Here is a 15150-nt window from a genome sequence, read left to right as displayed (position 1 = left end):
TCGATTCCACAGTAATGACGGTGGGTGCTATGGTAGAAATTCATGAGTCTTCTCCCTTGTAGAGCTTGGTCGCCTTCCAGCTTAGCGGTCCGCCGCTAGGCTGGGGAGAAGGCTCAATCAGTATCAATCGGGTGCAGCGGACGGCCCGCTGAACCGGAGTGTTACAAGGCCAACTGAAAGGAATTCAAATGGTTACCTGCTATGTAAAGTACGTCATCGATCCCTACAAAACCGCCGAGTTCGAGCGCTACTCGAAAATGTGGATCCCCCTGGTCGGGAAATTCGGCGGTCAGCATCATGGGTATTTTTTGCCAGCCTATGAAAGATACCGTGAGGCTTCGCTCAACGACTCGGATTGCCAGGCCGCCTTCAAATACGCCGAAGAAACCCGTTGTGTAATAAGCTGTGAGCGCAGCTTTATGCGACCGGTTTTGGGGTGAGCTTGTCACAAGTACATTAGGTCTGTTCCCGGGCTGATGGCCGTCCACCGGAGGCCCTGACCGGGCGCCGCCGTGCTCGGCGTTCGGTGTAATCGGAGAGGGTAATGTTTCTACTTGACCATGTGTCCATAACAGTGAAAAACCTTGGTCACTGTAAAGCCTTTTACGATGCGATCATGAAGGCCTTGGGTGCTGAAAGAATTTATGACAATGAGGAGGCGATTGGCTTCGGTGTCCGCTGTAGCGCGGGCGATGAAACCCATACATACCTGACGGTGCTTTCATCTTCGGGCGCGACCGGAGATCCTCGCCGCCACTGGTGTTTCAAGGCAATGAGTCGTGAAACTGTGCGAGCCTTTCACGCGGCCGGCATGGCACATGGTGGAGAGGATGACGGCGCCCCGGGACTTCGCCCCCACTACCATGAGTATTACTTCGGCGCGTTTTTGCTGGATCCTGAAGGCAATCGCGTGGAGGCGGTTTGTCACCGGGCAGAATAATCACCGAACAGGGCCGATCAGCCGAAGATCGTACCTCGCACGGCTGATCGGCAACGTGGCCAAGGGCAACGCATGGTAACTTTTCGCCAAGGATCGATTGACGATGCTCCAAAGCTCAGTGAGCTGCTTGTCTCGCTCGCCACTGAATTCATCGTGGAGGAGTTCTCTGGGGAAGGCCGGCACTATTTTCTAAGCGAGCTGTCCACGGAAAAGCTTGCCCAGCGCTTGTCCGGAGATTTTTACTTCCTGCTGGCGGGCCACATAATTAATACAGGCGTTAACGGGGTATACCGCCATGCCTGCTCCGCAAGATATCCTTGCTGGCCTCCAGTCAATTGCAAATGATTGGAGTCTTCTTGCCATTCTCTGGCATGGGTATTTCGCAGCGCTCATGTTGGGACTGGTTTTCGGCCTGCACCTGAAAGAGCGAATCGTTGGGGTGCTACTCGCTATACCGCTTTTCTCAGTGAGCGCCCTCGCATGGATCCACGGCAACCCGTTCAACGGAATCCTCTTTACCGTTACGGGTGTCGTACTGCTCGGAATGGCGGTTCGCCTTCAGGGAGAAAGTGTGGGCATTTCTCCGATGCGATTTACCATTCCCGGAGCTTTTCTGATCGTGTTTGGCTGGTTTTATCCCCACTTTCTCAATGACACGGCGCTGGTTGCTTACCTGTATTCTGCACCCACGGGGCTCGTCCCGTGTCCGACGCTTTCAATTGTGATCGGGTTCACCCTGATGCTGCGCGGATTGAGATCCAGGGCGTGGTGTTCTGTGCTGAGCGTAGCGGGTGTTTTCTACGGTGCTTTTGGAGCTGGCCGGCTTGGCGTGACAATAGACTGGATTCTATTCTTCGGTGCATTGGTTGCAGCATATGCTGCATTTTCGTCTCAGTTGATAAGGCGCTGTAATGGTGAAGCCGCCCGTTAAGCAGGGTGGCCATCGGAATGAGGAGGTTCGTTGATGCGCAAGGCCGTGGACAGAGAGACGCTCCGGTCCGTCTATGACCGCGTTGCGCGACGGTATGATTGGCAGCACTGGTTTCTCACGGCTGGATCGGATCAGCGTGGGCGGCGCGTGTTGGTGAATGAGGCGATACACTCCGGCGACAACATTCTAGATTGCGGTGCAGGCACAGGTTCAACAACCCTGCTTGCCCTGGAAAAGGCCGGACCATCGGGCAGGGTCGTTCTCTTTGACATGAGCGACGACATGTTGGCTGTCGCCAGGCAGCGAATCGACGACGCCGGGGCCGGTAGCCAGGCCGAGTTCCGGACCGGGGACATCCTCAACCTGCCTTTTGATGACAACAGCTTTGACGCGGTCGTTTCCACCTACAGCCTATGTCCCGTTTATGACCCGGCTGAGGGGGCAAGGGAGCTCATGCGTGTGACGAAACCGGGAGGGCGGATCGGTGTCGCGCATTCCACGTATCCCCAAAGCCGCTACGTGAGGTGGTTGGCCGACAGGGTGGAGGATCTGGTGTGGCGTGTTCCGTCCATTTCCCTGGGATGTCGGGCGGTTTCGGTTTTTCCCACGTTGGAGCAGGCCGGTTGTAAGATCACCTTTGAAAGGACGCTGGGGGTGCCGCTATGGCCATTTCTGGTCTTTGTGGCGGAGAAGCCGGCGAGGACTGCTGCATAACCAGGAGGTGAAGATGCCCGCGATCACCCTGGAGTCCACCATCACCTGCCCGAACTGCGGCCACCAGAAGACAGAAACCATGCCCACCGAGGCCTGCCAGTACTTCTACCAGTGCGAGGCCTGCAAAGCCCTGTTAAAGCCGAAGGCGGGGGACTGCTGTGTTTTCTGTTCGTACGGTTCGGTGGCGTGCCCGCCCGTTCAGCAGGGGGCCGGGTGTCGCTTCCCCGGCCGCTGACCCCGCCCGCGGGCAACCGATAATGGACCCTGGGCCGGAATGGTGTTCCGGCCGGGTAGATTCCGTGCGATCCCATCCGACTAACCAGGGCAACCCAAGCCTATAACGGTGCTGCAGGACGTGCAGCGGGAGCCTGTCGGATGATGCCTACCATTACAACCTTTGAGCAGTCGCCTGACCGCGGTCGGGGGATGGCCCGTGACATGCCGGTACGCTGGGCGCTTGAGGAAGTGGACTGCCCGTATCGGGTTCGCTTCGTCTCGTTCCATGCAATGAAGGAAGCGCCCCATCGTGCGCTGCATCCGTTCGGGCAGATCCCGACCTTTGAGGAGGGCGGGCTTGTCCTGTTTGAATCGGGCGCGATCGTGTGGCACATCGCCGAACGCCACGAGGGGCTTCTGCCCCGTGACGAGGCGGCCCGGGCACGCGCGGTCGCGTGGATGTTTGCGGCGGTCAGTACGCTGGAGCCGTCCATTGTAGAGCGGGAAATCGCCACCTACCTGGAGCGCGACGAGAGCTGGTACGAGCAGCGTCTGCCGGCTGTCGAGGGGCGCATCCGTAGCCGCCTGGCGGACCTGTCCGATCGGCTGGCGGAGGCCGACTGGCTCGATGGTGGCTTCAGTGCCGGTGACCTGCTGATGATCCAGGTGCTGCGCAGACTGGGAGGGTCCGGGTTGCTCGGGGCGTTCCCGAACCTCTCCGCCTACGTGGCACGCGGCGAGGCCAGGCCAGCCTTCAGGCGGGCCTACGACGCCCAGCGGGCGGATTACTTGCGCAATGCCGCTGCTGGCCAGGCTGCCCGGCAGTAGGCGTCACACTTCAGCCCAGAAACGCTGCAGGTTGGCGAGGGATTTGGTCAGCAGGTCGAACTCCGTTGTCTTGCCCTCGCGTTCGAAAATCTGGCGGCGGGCGGTGTCGATGTCGAACAGCACTTCCCGCTGGGCCGGATCGCGGATGGTGCTCTGGATCCAGCCGACCGCCACCCGGCGTTGGCCGCGGGTGACGGGTTCGACCCGGTGCAGGGTGGAGGACGGGTAGGTAATGACCGAGCCGGCGGGCAGTTTGTAGGACTGTTCCCCGGCGGTGGTGTCGGTGACCAGTTCGCCGCCGTCATAGCTTTCCGGATCGTCGAGAAACAGGGTGAAGGAGATGTCGGTCCGCAGCCGGCCGGGGCCGCTGCCCATCACCGGGTCATCGACGTGATTCCCGTAGGTCATGCCATCGCGGTAGCGACTGAACAGGATGGACGTCATCTTCGCCGGGCGCACGGCCATCTGGAAGACCGGGTGCCCTGAGAGGGTTTTTTCCACTTCCTGGCGCAGGGCCCGGGATGCCGCACTGCCTGCCTGCATCTGCTCATTGTTCTTGACCAGACGCGCGTGCCAGCCGGCCGTTTTGCGACCATCCTCGAACTGCCCCTGATCGAGCGCCGCGCGGACACGCGCCAGTTGCTCGGGGCCCAGGACGTCGCCAATGCATAGAATCATGGGGGCTCCGGTTCGGAATACGAATTATTTGCAATTGTGACATGATTTGGATCATCATGCCTCACCTTGAAAGTACCATCAATCTTTTCGCCGTTGCGTCATGCCGACCGACGGAGGATTTCAGGAGAGCCTGGATGAAGAATCAGAAGTTGAAATTGTGGACCGGTATCGGTGTGGCGACACTGCTGGCCAGCGGCACGGTGGTTGCTGATGACCGCGATCAGGAAGGTCACGGGCAGATGATGCAAGCCGACGCCCACGGAGGTGAGGGCGGTGAGAAATACACGGAAGAGGCTGGCGAAGGCGGCGAGCACCATGGGGGTGAAGGCGGTGAACTTCATGGTGGAGAAGGTGGCGAAAGCCATGGCGGCGAGGATGGTGAGAAGCACGCTGCGACACCTGGCCCCGCGTTCAGCTACTTCGCAGCCGGCGGTAAAGGCGGTGAAGGTGGCGAGGGTGGTGAAGGCGGAGAGGGCGGCGAAGGCGCCGGCACCGTCTCTGCCGTGACCTCTGACGGCGCTTATGTGGCCATGCTGACCATGATGCAGGGGCACCTCATGGAAGCGCGTGAGCTGATCAAATCCGGCGATGTGGCCGACGGCCGCCCGCACCTGACTCATCCCTGGATCGAGCTTTATCCCATGGTCGAGGCCGGCCTGGAACATCGCGGCCAGAAGGCCCTGGGTGAACACCTCGAGGAGCTGGCGGAAGACGCCGGCCAGGTGCAGAACTGGGGCGATATCAACCAGTCGTTCCGGAACGCCTGGGTGGCTATCGAGCAGGCCATTCAAGCGGTCGGCGACGAGGGGCAGAATGAGAAGACGGTATCCAGGGTGACACTGGCCCTGGCCAAGAAGGCGGTCATGGAATACGACGAGGCGCTGGACGATGGCCGGTTCGTTGCTGTCCACGAATACCAGGACGGCCGTGGTTTCGTGCTTGCCGCAAGGGACTACCTGGACAGCCACAAGAAGGTGCTGCAGCAGCGCAACAAGGAAGCCTGGCGCCATGCGGTCAAGGCCCTGGACGAATTGCAGTCGGCCTGGCCCGGGTTGAACCCGCCGACGCAGCCGGTGATGTCCGTATCGGACCTCTACTCGGCGCAGGCGCGCCTGGAACTGGCGCTGGCGCCCTATCTGTACTGAGCCCGGCCAGAGTGCCGGAGTTATTTCGACTCCGGCCCACCGTCCAACCTGCCCGGTTGAGAAGACAGGGCCGGCACGCTCCTGATGGACTACACTGCGCGGCACGATCGTGTAGTCACCGGTCGTTGAGCTGGAGCCTGCCGAGCCGCGCTTCGCGTATCCTCCCGGCAGGAGCCGGAACGCTGAAAAGTCACGCTCGAGGGCTCGTGGTCACGGCTCCTTTTTGATATATACGTGGGACGGGTACCGGGCTCTTCTGGCCTCTGTCCGGACCCGGCATTCGAACCCATCCCACACTGGACGTGGAGTCTATTTATGCAGCCAAAAGACATCGTGGCGCAGTTCATTTCCGATATTCAGGCGCAGCGTTTCGATGAGGCGAAGGCCCTGCTTGTGGATACCGGGTTTGAGTACGTGGGGCCGAATATGCACTTCCTCAGCCGCGACGACATGCTGGCCTACCAGTTCGGCATGGCGGCCATCCAGAAGGACCTGATCGTCCGTCAGCTCAGTGCCGACGGGGAGCACGTGTTCGCGATCCTGGATTACCAGACCCATTTCGAACCCATCGGGGATGTGCGGCTTGCAGTCTGGTTCCGTGTCCGGGACGATAAAATCCAGACCGTCGAAGCCTTCTACAATGCCGCGGTGGTCGAGAACATGCTGGGCGGCAATCTTCCTTCCGCCGAGTAACGATATCGGCTTGCCCGCCGTGTTCCCGGCTCCCTCGAACGACTAAAGGTAGATGCTTTTGTCCGAGCTCAAGACACTCGGCCTCTTTCTGGTGACTGCACTGGCGGAAATCGTGGGCTGTTATCTGCCGTACCTGTGGCTGCGCGAGGGTAAAACCGTCTGGCTGCTGGTGCCGGGCGCGTTGAGCCTGGCGACCTTTGCGTGGTTGCTGTCTCTCCATCCAACTGCGGCCGGCCGGGTGTATGCGGCGTACGGGGGCGTCTACATCTTTGTCGCCATCCTGTGGCTGTGGGCGGTGGACGGCATCCGGCCAACGGTCTGGGATCTGGTGGGGTGCGGCGTGGCACTGACCGGTATGGCCATCATCATGTTTGCACCCCGGGGCTCATGATACCGCGCCCGAAACCGTACCGTGCGAAGGAGCGATGACCGGGGCAGCGGCCGTTGACGGCCTCAGGTTTACAGTTTGTGTCGCTGCGAACGGCGATGCCCGATCTGTTGAGGAGTCTTTGTGATCGCAAGAATCTGGAAGGGCTGGACTCGTCCCAACGATGCCGATAAATACGAAACACTATTCACCAATGACATCCTGCCGCGGGTGACGCAGGGTGTGTCCGGCTATATCCGCACCGATCTGCTCAAGCGGGATGATGGCGACGAGGTCGAGTTCACAACCATCTTCTGGTTCGAGTCGATGGACGCCGTGAAGCAGTTTGCCGGTGACCATTTTAACCAAGCCGTTGTACCTGGCGAGGTGCAACAGCTCATGACGCGTTTCGAGCCGACCGTTAGCCATTACGAATCAATCCTTTGAAGGCGGAGACGGTGGTTCGACCGTTGTCTTGTGCCTTGGGCAAGCGAAGGGGAATTGATCCCTACCCACATACGACACGGAGAAAAGTCGATGATCCATAAAGGCAGCTGTCTCTGCGGCGGTGTGACATACGAAATCCACGGCGACCTGACCGACGTGCTGAACTGCCATTGCTCCATGTGCCGAAAGCTGCATGCGTCGGCGTTCCGTACGCGGGCGAAGGTGAATGCAGCGGGCTGGAAGACGCTGACCGGTGGCGACCTGATCACGTTCTACGAGTCATCGCCGGGCGAGCACAAAGGGTTCTGCTCGCGCTGTGGTTCCAGTCTCTATACGCGATTTGATGAGCATCCCGGAATCTACGGTTTCCCGCTGGGAACCCTGGATACGGACCCGGGCGTAAAGGCCGAACGCCACGTATTCGTGGGGAGCAAGGCGCCGTGGTTCGACATCACCGATGACCTGCCGCAAACCGCCAGGTACGACTGAGGCAGGCGCTGCCGGCCGGCTGACGCCGGTCAGATCGTGAGGACCGCCGAGCCGTTAAACCGTCCGGCCCGAAGATCATCCAGTGCGTCGTTGGCCCGTTCCAGTGGATACGGGTGGACGATGGTTTCCACCGGGATGCTGGCCGCCAGGGGCAGGAACTCCTCGCCGTCGCGCCGGGTGAGGTTGGCGATGGAGCAGAGTTCCCGTTCGCCCCACAGGAGGTCGTAAGGGAACGAGGGAATGTCGGACATGTGGATGCCGGCGCAGACCACACGACCGCCCTTGCGTACGGTGTGCAACGCCGCCGGAACCAGCTCGCCGGCCGAAGCAAAGATGATGGCACCGTCCAGCAGGTTCGGCGGGGTTACGGTGGAATCTCCGACCCAGGTGGCGCCAAGGGACAGGGCAAACGTTTTGGCTTCCGTGTCGCCCGGTCGCGTAAAGGCGTACACGGACTTCCCGGCGTTGCGGGCAACCTGGATCAGGATGTGGGCCGCCGACCCGAAGCCGAAGAAACCAATGTGCTGCCGGTCGCTGACCCGCCGGTAGGCGCGATAGCCAATCAGGCCGGCGCAGAGCAGGGGCGCCGCCTGCAGGTCGCTGAATCCGTCGGGAATCGGGAAGCAGTAACGGGCGTCGGCGACGGTGTACTCGGCAAAACCGCCGTTGATCTGGTAGCCGGTGTAGCGGGCGTCGTTACAGAGATTCTCCCGGTCGTGCCTGCAATAATCGCAGTGGCCGCAACTGCTGCCCAACCAGGGCACGCCGATGCGCTGACCCACCTCGATCCCGGTGACGCCGCGGCCGACCTTGGAGACGGTTCCGATGATCTGGTGGCCGGGAATAAGGGGCAGTTCCGGTTCGGTCAGATCGGCATCCACCACGTGGAGGTCGGTGCGACAGATACCGCATGCGCTGACCCGGATCTGTACCTGATGGCCGGCCGGCTCCGGAACAGGGACGTCCTCGAGGCAGAGGGGCTGGCGTTGCTGGTGGAGGACCATGGCTCGCATGTGCGGCACTCCCGGCGGGCTGAACGATGAATCATCAGCCTAGCGCCGATGCCGGCCCGGGATGTTGTCCCGGATCAATACTCTGGCGGTTGCCCGATGGCGGGTGATTTTCCATACTCGACATTCAACCGGTGAGGGCCGCTCATGGAATATCAGGACGAACGTGACTTTATCCCCGATGTGCGCGATGGGCTGACTCGCGTGGAACGGCTGATCCTCTATGTCCTCAGCGAAACCCAGAAGGAACTGGGCGGCCGCAACGTGCCCACGGCCATGCTGTACGGCCGGGTGGTCGAGCACATCAATATGAGTGAGGCCGAACTCCACCTATACCTGGATCGGCTCGGCGTCAAAGGCTGAGCTTCTAGCTGGCGGCCTGCTTCGCCAGCAATCCCCGCAATTCCTGCCGGTTCTCCACCACATCCGCCAGTACGTATCGGTCCAGCACGTCGATGAACGCCTGCAGTGCCTCGCCCAGTACGCTCTTCAGGGTGCAGCCGGGCTCAATCGGGCAACTGGAATTCGGCCCGAAACATTCCAGTAACCGCAGGTTCTCCGTCTGGCGGACCACCTCTCCGATGTTGATCTCGCTGGGGGCACGGGTCAGTTCCAGGCCACCGCCACGGCCCCGGTGACTCGTCAGGTAGCCCAGTTGCACCAGGGTGCGCGCGACCTTGGCCACGTGATGGGCGGAAATCCCGTAGTGCAGCGCCACATCCTGCACGGTGGCTGGCTCGTTGTCCGTACGCACCGCCATATAGATGAGCAGGCGTAGGGAGTAATCAGTATGCGCTGTGAGTTGCATGCCTATTGACCTTTCTTAATTTGGTAAATAATATGCCGATTTAAAGAGGTAAGTAAAATACCGTTTTAAACGGCACGCCCGAATTGCCGCCGCTTTGGCGTCTTGAATAACAGAGCTTTTGATCCAGAAAGGAGACCGGCCATGCTCAGCCCCGCCACCATCGATGTCATCAAACAGACCGTCCCCGTCCTGCAGGAAAACGGCGAAACCCTGACCCGCCACTTCTACCAGCGGATGTTCACCCACAATCCGGAGGTCAAGGCGTTCTTCAACCCGGCCCACCAGCAGGCGGGAACCCAGCAGCGGGCCCTGGCCGGCGCGATCTGCGCCTACGCACAGCACATCGACAACCCCGCGGCGCTGACCAATGCGGTGGAACTGATCGCCCAGAAGCACGCGTCCCTGGGCATCAAGGCGGAGCATTATCCGATCGTGGGCGAGAACCTGCTGGCATCCATCCGCGAGGTCCTGGGCGAAGCGGCCACGGACGAAATCATCAATGCCTGGGCTGAAGCCTATGGCGTGCTGGCGGACATTTTCATCCAGCGCGAGGGGCAGATCTACCAGCAGCAGGAAGACACCTACGGCTGGGAAGGCTTCAAGCCCTTCCTGGTGGAAAAGCGCGAGCGTTGCAGCGACAACATCGAGTCCTTCTACCTGTGCCCGGCCGATGGCCGCAAGCTGGCAATGCACCAGCCCGGTCAGTACATCACCGTGCGGATTCCGCTGGAAGACGGCACCACCACCATGCGCAACTACAGCGTCTCCAACATGCCGGGCGAAGCCTGGTTCCGTATCAGTGTGAAGCGCGAAGCCGGTGAGGGAATCGACGTGCCGGATGGCGTGGTATCCAGCTACCTGCACGACAGGCTGCGCACCGGTGACAGCATCGACGTGGCGCCGCCGGCGGGCGAGTTCACCCTGGACCTGCCTGCCGAGGCGGACAAGCCGCTGGTCTTCGTGGCCGGTGGGGTGGGGATCACCCCGCTGATGTCCATGCTGCAGGTGGCGCTGGACGAGTCACCGGCGCAGCGGCCGATCGTCTTTATCCAGGGAGCCCTGAACCGGTCGGTCCAGCCGTTTGCCGAAGAGCTGGCGGCGCTGGAGAAGCGATACGATAACCTGACCCTGCACGTGCGCTTCAGCGAGCCGCAGGCGGGTGATGTTGAGTCCGGCCGCTGCGATAGCGAAGGGTTTGTGGACAACGCACTGCTGGACGAACTGGTGGGCGGCGACAAGGCGGCCTGGTACTTCTGTGGTCCCACGCCGATGCTCCAGCATGTACGTCAACTGCTGAAACAGCGCGGTGTGGCGGACGAGGATCAGCACTTCGAGTTTTTCGGTCCGGCCCGGGCCCTCGACTGAGGCCTGTCCAGGAAACCCACGCCGCGACACGCCGGGTGGCCCTGTCCTGGGCTGCCCGGCGTCCTGCCATTCCGGTGGGCCACCCGTTTGCCGCTTTTCAATTCCATTGGTCTGTAACTGCAGTACAGTGGCGCCTGAATAGGCGGGAAGATTATTTCCCAAATCAACTGTACCGGTCCCGATTTTGAATCTGTCCCTGTGCGGTTGGCTCCGGAGGTGGTATTTTGAACAGTTACCCCGGCCGCGCCCAACAGGTAGGTCGGGCGGTTCCCGCCACGCCACCGTTTTTATGAGGACAGATTGATGGAAGAGGTTGCTCCCGAAGCCGCAAAAGCCAAGACCGCAGCACCGTTTGGCACTGCGTTTACCAGCCGGATGACCCTGGCGCGATACAGCGACGGTCAGTGGCAGGGCGTGGAGAACGTCCCGGTGGGACCCTTGCCTCTGCATCCGGCCTCCCACGTGCTGCACTACGGGAGTACCTGTTTCGAAGGCCTGAAGGCCTACCGCATGCCGGACGGCGAGGTGAAGATCTTCCGTCTCGATCAGCATGTCGCCCGCTTCCAGCGCAGCGCTGCCTTGTTGTGCCTGCCGCAGCCGCCGGCGGACATGATGGAGGCGATGATCCGCGAGGTGGTGGCGCTGGCCCGTGACGACATTCCCGAGGCGCCCGGCGCCCTGTACCTGCGCCCGACGCTGATCGGTACCGAGGAGAATATCGGCGCCGCCGGTGCGCCGTCGGCCGAGGCGATGGTGTATGTGCTGGCCTCACCGGTGGGGGATTACTTTGCCGGCGGGCGTGGCCTGAACATCCTGATCGAGGATCGGGAGATGCGCAGCACACCGGGCTTCGGCCAGGCCAAGACCGGCGGCAACTACGCGTCGGCCCTGCGCCATGTGGTGCGCGCGAGGAAGGAACACGGCGCCGACCAGGTGCTGTTCTGCCCCAATGGCGATGTCCAGGAGACCGGCGCCTCCAACTTCTTCCTGATCGATGACAACCGGTTGTTGACCAAGCCGCTGGATCCATCCTTCCTGCACGGCGTGACGCGGGACTCGGTGATCACCCTGGCGCGGGACCTGGGTTATGAGGTCATCGAGCGTGACTTCACCGTGGACGAGATCAAGGACTGGATCCGTACCGGCGAGGCGGCGCTGTCCGGCACCGCGGCTGTCCTGTCCGGCGTGGGCGCCTTCATTCACGATGGCACGCGCTATCAGGTCGGCGACGGTGGTGTGGGTCCCAACACCCGCAAGCTGAGCGAAGCCCTGCGTGCGCTGCAGTCCGGCCGTACCCCCGACCGTTTCGGCTGGCTGAGCTAAGGCCCTGAGCCAGGGGGATCCCTGGCCCAATCTGCAGGCATTGTGGCCGTGTCGTCACTGACCACACTGGTCACAATTGTCTGCGCCGTTATCCTTGGCGGTGTGGATCGAAGGCGGGGTGTCCAGGATCCATAAGCCGGATAGGGAGATTGGGCCATGAAGCATGACGTATGGGAGAAACTGCCCTCCCAGTTATATTTGCAACTCAAACGCTGGGATTACCGCTTCAAGGAAAAGGCGGCCTTCGAACAGGCGCAACGCCTGCGTGCAACCACCAGCCCGGATGGGTATTCCCTCAAACCCTTCGACGACAGCCGGGCGATCTTCGTCCACATCCCGCAATGCGGCGGACGTGCGATCAGCCAGAGTCTGTTCGGCGGTCCCGGCGGGGGACATACCACGCTGGAGCAGTATCTCAATATCTTCGAGCCGCGCTGCATCGCCGACTACTTCAAGTTCACCTTCGTTCGCAACCCCTGGGATCGGCTGGTCTCGATCTATACCTTCCTCCGCCAGGGTGGCGGCAGCGAGGCGGACCGGCGCTGGTATGACAAGCACCTGGGCGGCTTTGCCGACTTTGACGAATTCGTTCGACAGTGGCTGACCCGCCGCCAGGTGCGGAAGTGCCCCTATTTCTACCCGCAATACCACTACATGCTCGATAGCCGGGAAAAGGTGCGCCTGGATTTTGTCGGGTTCGCGGAGAATATCGACGCCGACTTCGCCCGGGTTGCCGGGCAACTTGGCCAGCCGGCACGATCCCCCGGAGCCGACGCGATGGGTGACACCGACTACACCCGGTTTTACACGCCCCAGACCCGCGACATCGTTGCCGAGGCCTACGCGGAGGATATAAGGTTGCTCGGGTACAGCTTCGACAACGGCAACCTGCCCCAGCAGATCGCCGCCCGGGACAGTGGCCGGATCTATACGCTGCGTTCGTAAGGGGCAGGCGTGCAATCGCCTGCAGGGAGTCTGCCTTGGATCGGATCTTCAATTTCGTGTCGCTCACCGGGCAAATCGGTACCGCGGGTCAGCCCACGTCGGAGCAGTTTGCCCTGGTGGCCAGTCACGGCTATTCCACGGTCATCAACCTGGCGATGCCGGACCATCCCAGGGCGCTGGCCGACGAGGGGGATAGGGTCACCCGCGAGGGCATGACGTACCTGCACCTGCCGGTGCCGTTCGATGCGCCGCAGCCCCATCATGTGCGTCGTTTCTGCCGCCTGCTGCAGGCGTTGCGTGAGGACGATCCGCAACAGAAGATCTTCATTCACTGCATCATGAACTACCGGGTGTCCGCATTCATGACCCACTACCTGCGCCTGGTTGAGGGTTATGACGCGGCGGACGCCCGATCGCCGCTGTTTGACCGGTGGGCGCCGGACGCCACATGGCAGGCACTGCTGGCATGGGACCGTGCCCATATCGGTCTGTGAGCTTGATACGACTGAAGGCCAGCGTCGCCTCTGCCGGCGGACTGGTATGATGACGGGCTTACCCTTCCAACCGAGGCCCCGATGCATGACGATTCGCGCCGTCTTCCATCGCCGCTTGCTGGCGGTCGCCGCCGGACTGTGGCTGCTGATGGCCGGTGGATCATCGGCGGCGGCCGACTCCCTGGAACTGGTCACCGAAGCCTGGCCACCCCTGGTGGACGAGTCGGATGGCCAGCCGGGCGGTCCGCTCTGGCGGGTGACGGACGCGGTACTTGAGCGTATGGGCTACGATTCGCATCTGGCGTTCGTGCCCTGGAAGCGGGCGCTGGACCTGGTGGCACGTAACCGGGCGGACGCCGTGCTTGGCGCCGGCAAGACCGCCGAGCGGGTTCGTCTTTTCCAGTATCCGGACGAGCCCCTGGCGCTCAGCGAAACCACCCTGTTCTCCAACCGCAACGCGCCCATCGAGTTCACTGATTTCCACGACCTGGCCGGCAAGACCATCGCCCTGTCGGCCGGTTATTCCTACGCGCCGGAAATCTGGTCGGCGGCCGGCGTGAAACGTGAAGAGGTGCGGGATGTTCGTTCCGGTCTGCAAATGGTGGCGCTGGGGCGTGTCGATGCCTTTGTCGCCAACCGCCAGGTGGGCTGGTTCGAAGCGAATCGGCTGGGGTTGGCGGGCGTTCTGACGGCCTCCGAAAAACCCATCAGTGCGGGCCCCGTGTACCTGATGTTCTCGCCGGAGACCCCCGCGGCATTCGTGCAGGCCTTTGACCAGGCGTTGTCGGCTTTCCGGAAAACGGCAGACTACCGGCGTCTGATGACTGACTTCTCGTCTCCCGAGGCGGAATGACCGGGGCCGGATCAGGTCGGGGCGGTGGTGCCGGCACTCAGGTGATAGAGGCGCCGCCAGATGGCGTGACCGGTCTGGTCGAAGGTGAGGAGCGTGTCGACAAAGGTCTGTCGAGCGGTCGCGTCGATCATCTGCTCCGGCAGGAGCGGGTCGAACACGATTTGCCGAATGGCCCGGTCGCCGATGACGAAGGACTCCCGCGCAGCGGCTTCCGGCGACAGCCGGTCCGCCTGGTCCAGCCACTGCCGGAGGTGGCTGGCCGTATCCCGGTATCGCTGTTCAAGTCCGGTGGTATCCCAAAGATTCCGGGCTCGCGGTACGTAATGGTCGTCGAGGTGGCTGAGCAGGAACACCGGCGCGCTGCCTTCCAGGCCCAGCCGGTAGAGCCGTTCACGTACGCTGGCCACGCCACCGCGGAGGTTATCGGGCCGGATATACAGGTCACGGCTCAGCTCCTGGAAACCGTTCATCTCCAGGGCCCGTTTCCGTCGGCGCAGGGCCGGCTTGTCACTGCGGCCCAGCCCACCGAGGTGTGCCGCCACCCACTGGCCGGTCCAGGCTTCCAGTCGTTGCAGGGCGGTGCGCCAGCGGCGCAGGTCGTCGGTGAGGGTATGGGCCCTTGCGGTTAGCTGGTACTGACCGCGCCCGCAGGATTCGATCAGGCCTTCGGCTGACAATCGGGTCAGTGCGACCCGGGTGCTGTTGCTGGTGACGCCGAACAGCTCGCACAGGCTGATGGCATCCCGAACCCGCAGGACGTCCTCATCCATGGCGGTCAGCAGGTTCATGAGCAGACGTTGGGGCTTGGGTTTCACGGGACTTCCTCTTCTCCGATCCAGACGGCGTTCCCTACGCCAGCGTTCAGGGCGCAGGGAGGCAGATTAACATGACCGGACCGGTCGCT

Annotated in this window: 21 protein-coding genes; 17 read left to right on the top strand and 4 right to left on the bottom strand. The window is 62.0% G+C overall.

The window, feature by feature from the left end:
• Window positions 1-188 precede the first annotated feature (188 nt).
• The 6 genes from EZI54_RS04245 to EZI54_RS04220 all read left to right on the top strand — a co-directional run bounded on the left by EZI54_RS04245 (window position 189) and on the right by EZI54_RS04220 (window position 3629).
• Window positions 189-440 carry an NIPSNAP family protein gene (locus EZI54_RS04245; RefSeq protein WP_131479375.1) on the top strand — a complete coding sequence of 84 codons (252 nt, stop codon included), beginning with the start codon at window positions 189-191 and terminating at the stop codon, window positions 438-440.
• Between the two features lie 104 nt (window positions 441-544).
• Window positions 545-940, top strand: a complete 396-nt coding sequence (locus EZI54_RS04240; RefSeq protein WP_131479374.1) for a VOC family protein — start codon at window positions 545-547, stop codon at window positions 938-940.
• 295 nt (window positions 941-1235) lie between these two features.
• Window positions 1236-1871: a hypothetical protein gene (locus EZI54_RS04235; RefSeq protein ID WP_131479372.1), complete on the top strand. Its 636-nt coding sequence runs from the start codon at window positions 1236-1238 to the stop codon at window positions 1869-1871.
• A 33-nt stretch (window positions 1872-1904) separates the two neighbouring features.
• Window positions 1905-2585 carry a class I SAM-dependent methyltransferase gene (locus tag EZI54_RS04230; RefSeq protein WP_131479370.1) on the top strand — a complete coding sequence of 227 codons (681 nt, stop codon included), beginning with the start codon at window positions 1905-1907 and terminating at the stop codon, window positions 2583-2585.
• A gap of 13 nt (window positions 2586-2598) precedes the next feature.
• Window positions 2599-2820: a GDCCVxC domain-containing (seleno)protein gene (locus EZI54_RS04225; RefSeq protein WP_131479368.1), complete on the top strand. Its 222-nt coding sequence runs from the start codon at window positions 2599-2601 to the stop codon at window positions 2818-2820.
• 140 nt (window positions 2821-2960) lie between these two features.
• Window positions 2961-3629 (top strand): glutathione S-transferase family protein, encoded by a 669-nt coding sequence (locus EZI54_RS04220; RefSeq protein WP_131479366.1) that lies wholly within the window; start codon window positions 2961-2963, stop codon window positions 3627-3629.
• A gap of 3 nt (window positions 3630-3632) precedes the next feature.
• Here EZI54_RS04220 and EZI54_RS04215 read toward each other — a convergent pair whose 3' ends face one another.
• Entirely contained in the window at window positions 3633-4307 is a 675-nt protein-coding gene (locus EZI54_RS04215; RefSeq protein ID WP_131479364.1) for a Fe2+-dependent dioxygenase, read from the bottom strand.
• Between the two features lie 134 nt (window positions 4308-4441).
• Between EZI54_RS04215 and EZI54_RS04210 the strand changes: the two genes are divergently transcribed.
• The 5 genes from EZI54_RS04210 (at window position 4442) to EZI54_RS04190 (ending at window position 7448) form a co-directional block, all read left to right on the top strand.
• Window positions 4442-5452 carry a hypothetical protein gene (locus tag EZI54_RS04210; protein ID WP_131479362.1) on the top strand — a complete coding sequence of 337 codons (1011 nt, stop codon included), beginning with the start codon at window positions 4442-4444 and terminating at the stop codon, window positions 5450-5452.
• Window positions 5453-5767: 315 nt separating this feature from the next.
• A complete protein-coding gene (locus EZI54_RS04205) occupies window positions 5768-6145 on the top strand; it encodes a nuclear transport factor 2 family protein (protein WP_131479361.1) in 378 nt (125 codons plus the stop codon).
• Window positions 6146-6203: 58 nt separating this feature from the next.
• Window positions 6204-6536 carry a YnfA family protein gene (locus EZI54_RS04200; RefSeq protein ID WP_131479387.1) on the top strand — a complete coding sequence of 111 codons (333 nt, stop codon included), beginning with the start codon at window positions 6204-6206 and terminating at the stop codon, window positions 6534-6536.
• Between the two features lie 120 nt (window positions 6537-6656).
• Window positions 6657-6959, top strand: coding sequence for an antibiotic biosynthesis monooxygenase family protein (locus EZI54_RS04195; protein ID WP_131479359.1), 303 nt, complete (start codon window positions 6657-6659; stop codon window positions 6957-6959).
• A gap of 90 nt (window positions 6960-7049) precedes the next feature.
• Window positions 7050-7448: a GFA family protein gene (locus tag EZI54_RS04190; protein WP_131479357.1), complete on the top strand. Its 399-nt coding sequence runs from the start codon at window positions 7050-7052 to the stop codon at window positions 7446-7448.
• 29 nt (window positions 7449-7477) lie between these two features.
• On the opposite strand, the gene EZI54_RS04185 is transcribed toward EZI54_RS04190, so the two are convergent.
• Complete coding sequence (locus tag EZI54_RS04185) at window positions 7478-8461, bottom strand: zinc-dependent alcohol dehydrogenase family protein (protein ID WP_131479356.1); 984 nt, start codon at window positions 8459-8461, stop codon at window positions 7478-7480.
• Window positions 8462-8605: 144 nt separating this feature from the next.
• Between EZI54_RS04185 and EZI54_RS04180 the strand changes: the two genes are divergently transcribed.
• Window positions 8606-8821 (top strand): hypothetical protein, encoded by a 216-nt coding sequence (locus EZI54_RS04180; protein WP_131479354.1) that lies wholly within the window; start codon window positions 8606-8608, stop codon window positions 8819-8821.
• A gap of 4 nt (window positions 8822-8825) precedes the next feature.
• Here the strand turns inward: EZI54_RS04180 and EZI54_RS04175 are convergent, their stop codons facing one another.
• Window positions 8826-9266: an RrF2 family transcriptional regulator gene (locus tag EZI54_RS04175; protein WP_131479352.1), complete on the bottom strand. Its 441-nt coding sequence runs from the start codon at window positions 9264-9266 to the stop codon at window positions 8826-8828.
• Window positions 9267-9407: 141 nt separating this feature from the next.
• Between EZI54_RS04175 and hmpA the strand changes: the two genes are divergently transcribed.
• The 5 genes from hmpA (at window position 9408) to EZI54_RS04150 (ending at window position 14246) form a co-directional block, all read left to right on the top strand.
• A complete protein-coding gene (hmpA, locus tag EZI54_RS04170; protein ID WP_131479350.1) occupies window positions 9408-10631 on the top strand; it encodes an NO-inducible flavohemoprotein in 1224 nt (407 codons plus the stop codon).
• Window positions 10632-10934: 303 nt separating this feature from the next.
• Window positions 10935-11954 carry a branched-chain amino acid aminotransferase gene (locus tag EZI54_RS04165; protein WP_131479348.1) on the top strand — a complete coding sequence of 340 codons (1020 nt, stop codon included), beginning with the start codon at window positions 10935-10937 and terminating at the stop codon, window positions 11952-11954.
• A gap of 156 nt (window positions 11955-12110) precedes the next feature.
• Window positions 12111-12899 (top strand): sulfotransferase family 2 domain-containing protein, encoded by a 789-nt coding sequence (locus tag EZI54_RS04160; RefSeq protein ID WP_131479346.1) that lies wholly within the window; start codon window positions 12111-12113, stop codon window positions 12897-12899.
• A gap of 35 nt (window positions 12900-12934) precedes the next feature.
• Window positions 12935-13393, top strand: coding sequence for a protein tyrosine phosphatase family protein (locus EZI54_RS04155; protein ID WP_165495678.1), 459 nt, complete (start codon window positions 12935-12937; stop codon window positions 13391-13393).
• A gap of 85 nt (window positions 13394-13478) precedes the next feature.
• The gene (locus EZI54_RS04150; RefSeq protein WP_165495677.1) at window positions 13479-14246 is read left to right on the top strand and encodes a substrate-binding periplasmic protein; all 768 of its coding nucleotides are present in this window, start codon (window positions 13479-13481) and stop codon (window positions 14244-14246) included.
• A gap of 11 nt (window positions 14247-14257) precedes the next feature.
• On the opposite strand, the gene EZI54_RS04145 is transcribed toward EZI54_RS04150, so the two are convergent.
• Window positions 14258-15061: a PaaX family transcriptional regulator C-terminal domain-containing protein gene (locus tag EZI54_RS04145; protein ID WP_131479340.1), complete on the bottom strand. Its 804-nt coding sequence runs from the start codon at window positions 15059-15061 to the stop codon at window positions 14258-14260.
• Window positions 15062-15150 lie beyond the last annotated feature (89 nt).

This window comes from Marinobacter halodurans (genome assembly GCF_004327985.1).
Taxonomy (GTDB): domain Bacteria; phylum Pseudomonadota; class Gammaproteobacteria; order Pseudomonadales; family Oleiphilaceae; genus Marinobacter_A; species Marinobacter_A halodurans.
Note: the sequence above shows the minus strand (reverse complement) of the source record. Positions and strands in the feature narration are given on the sequence as shown.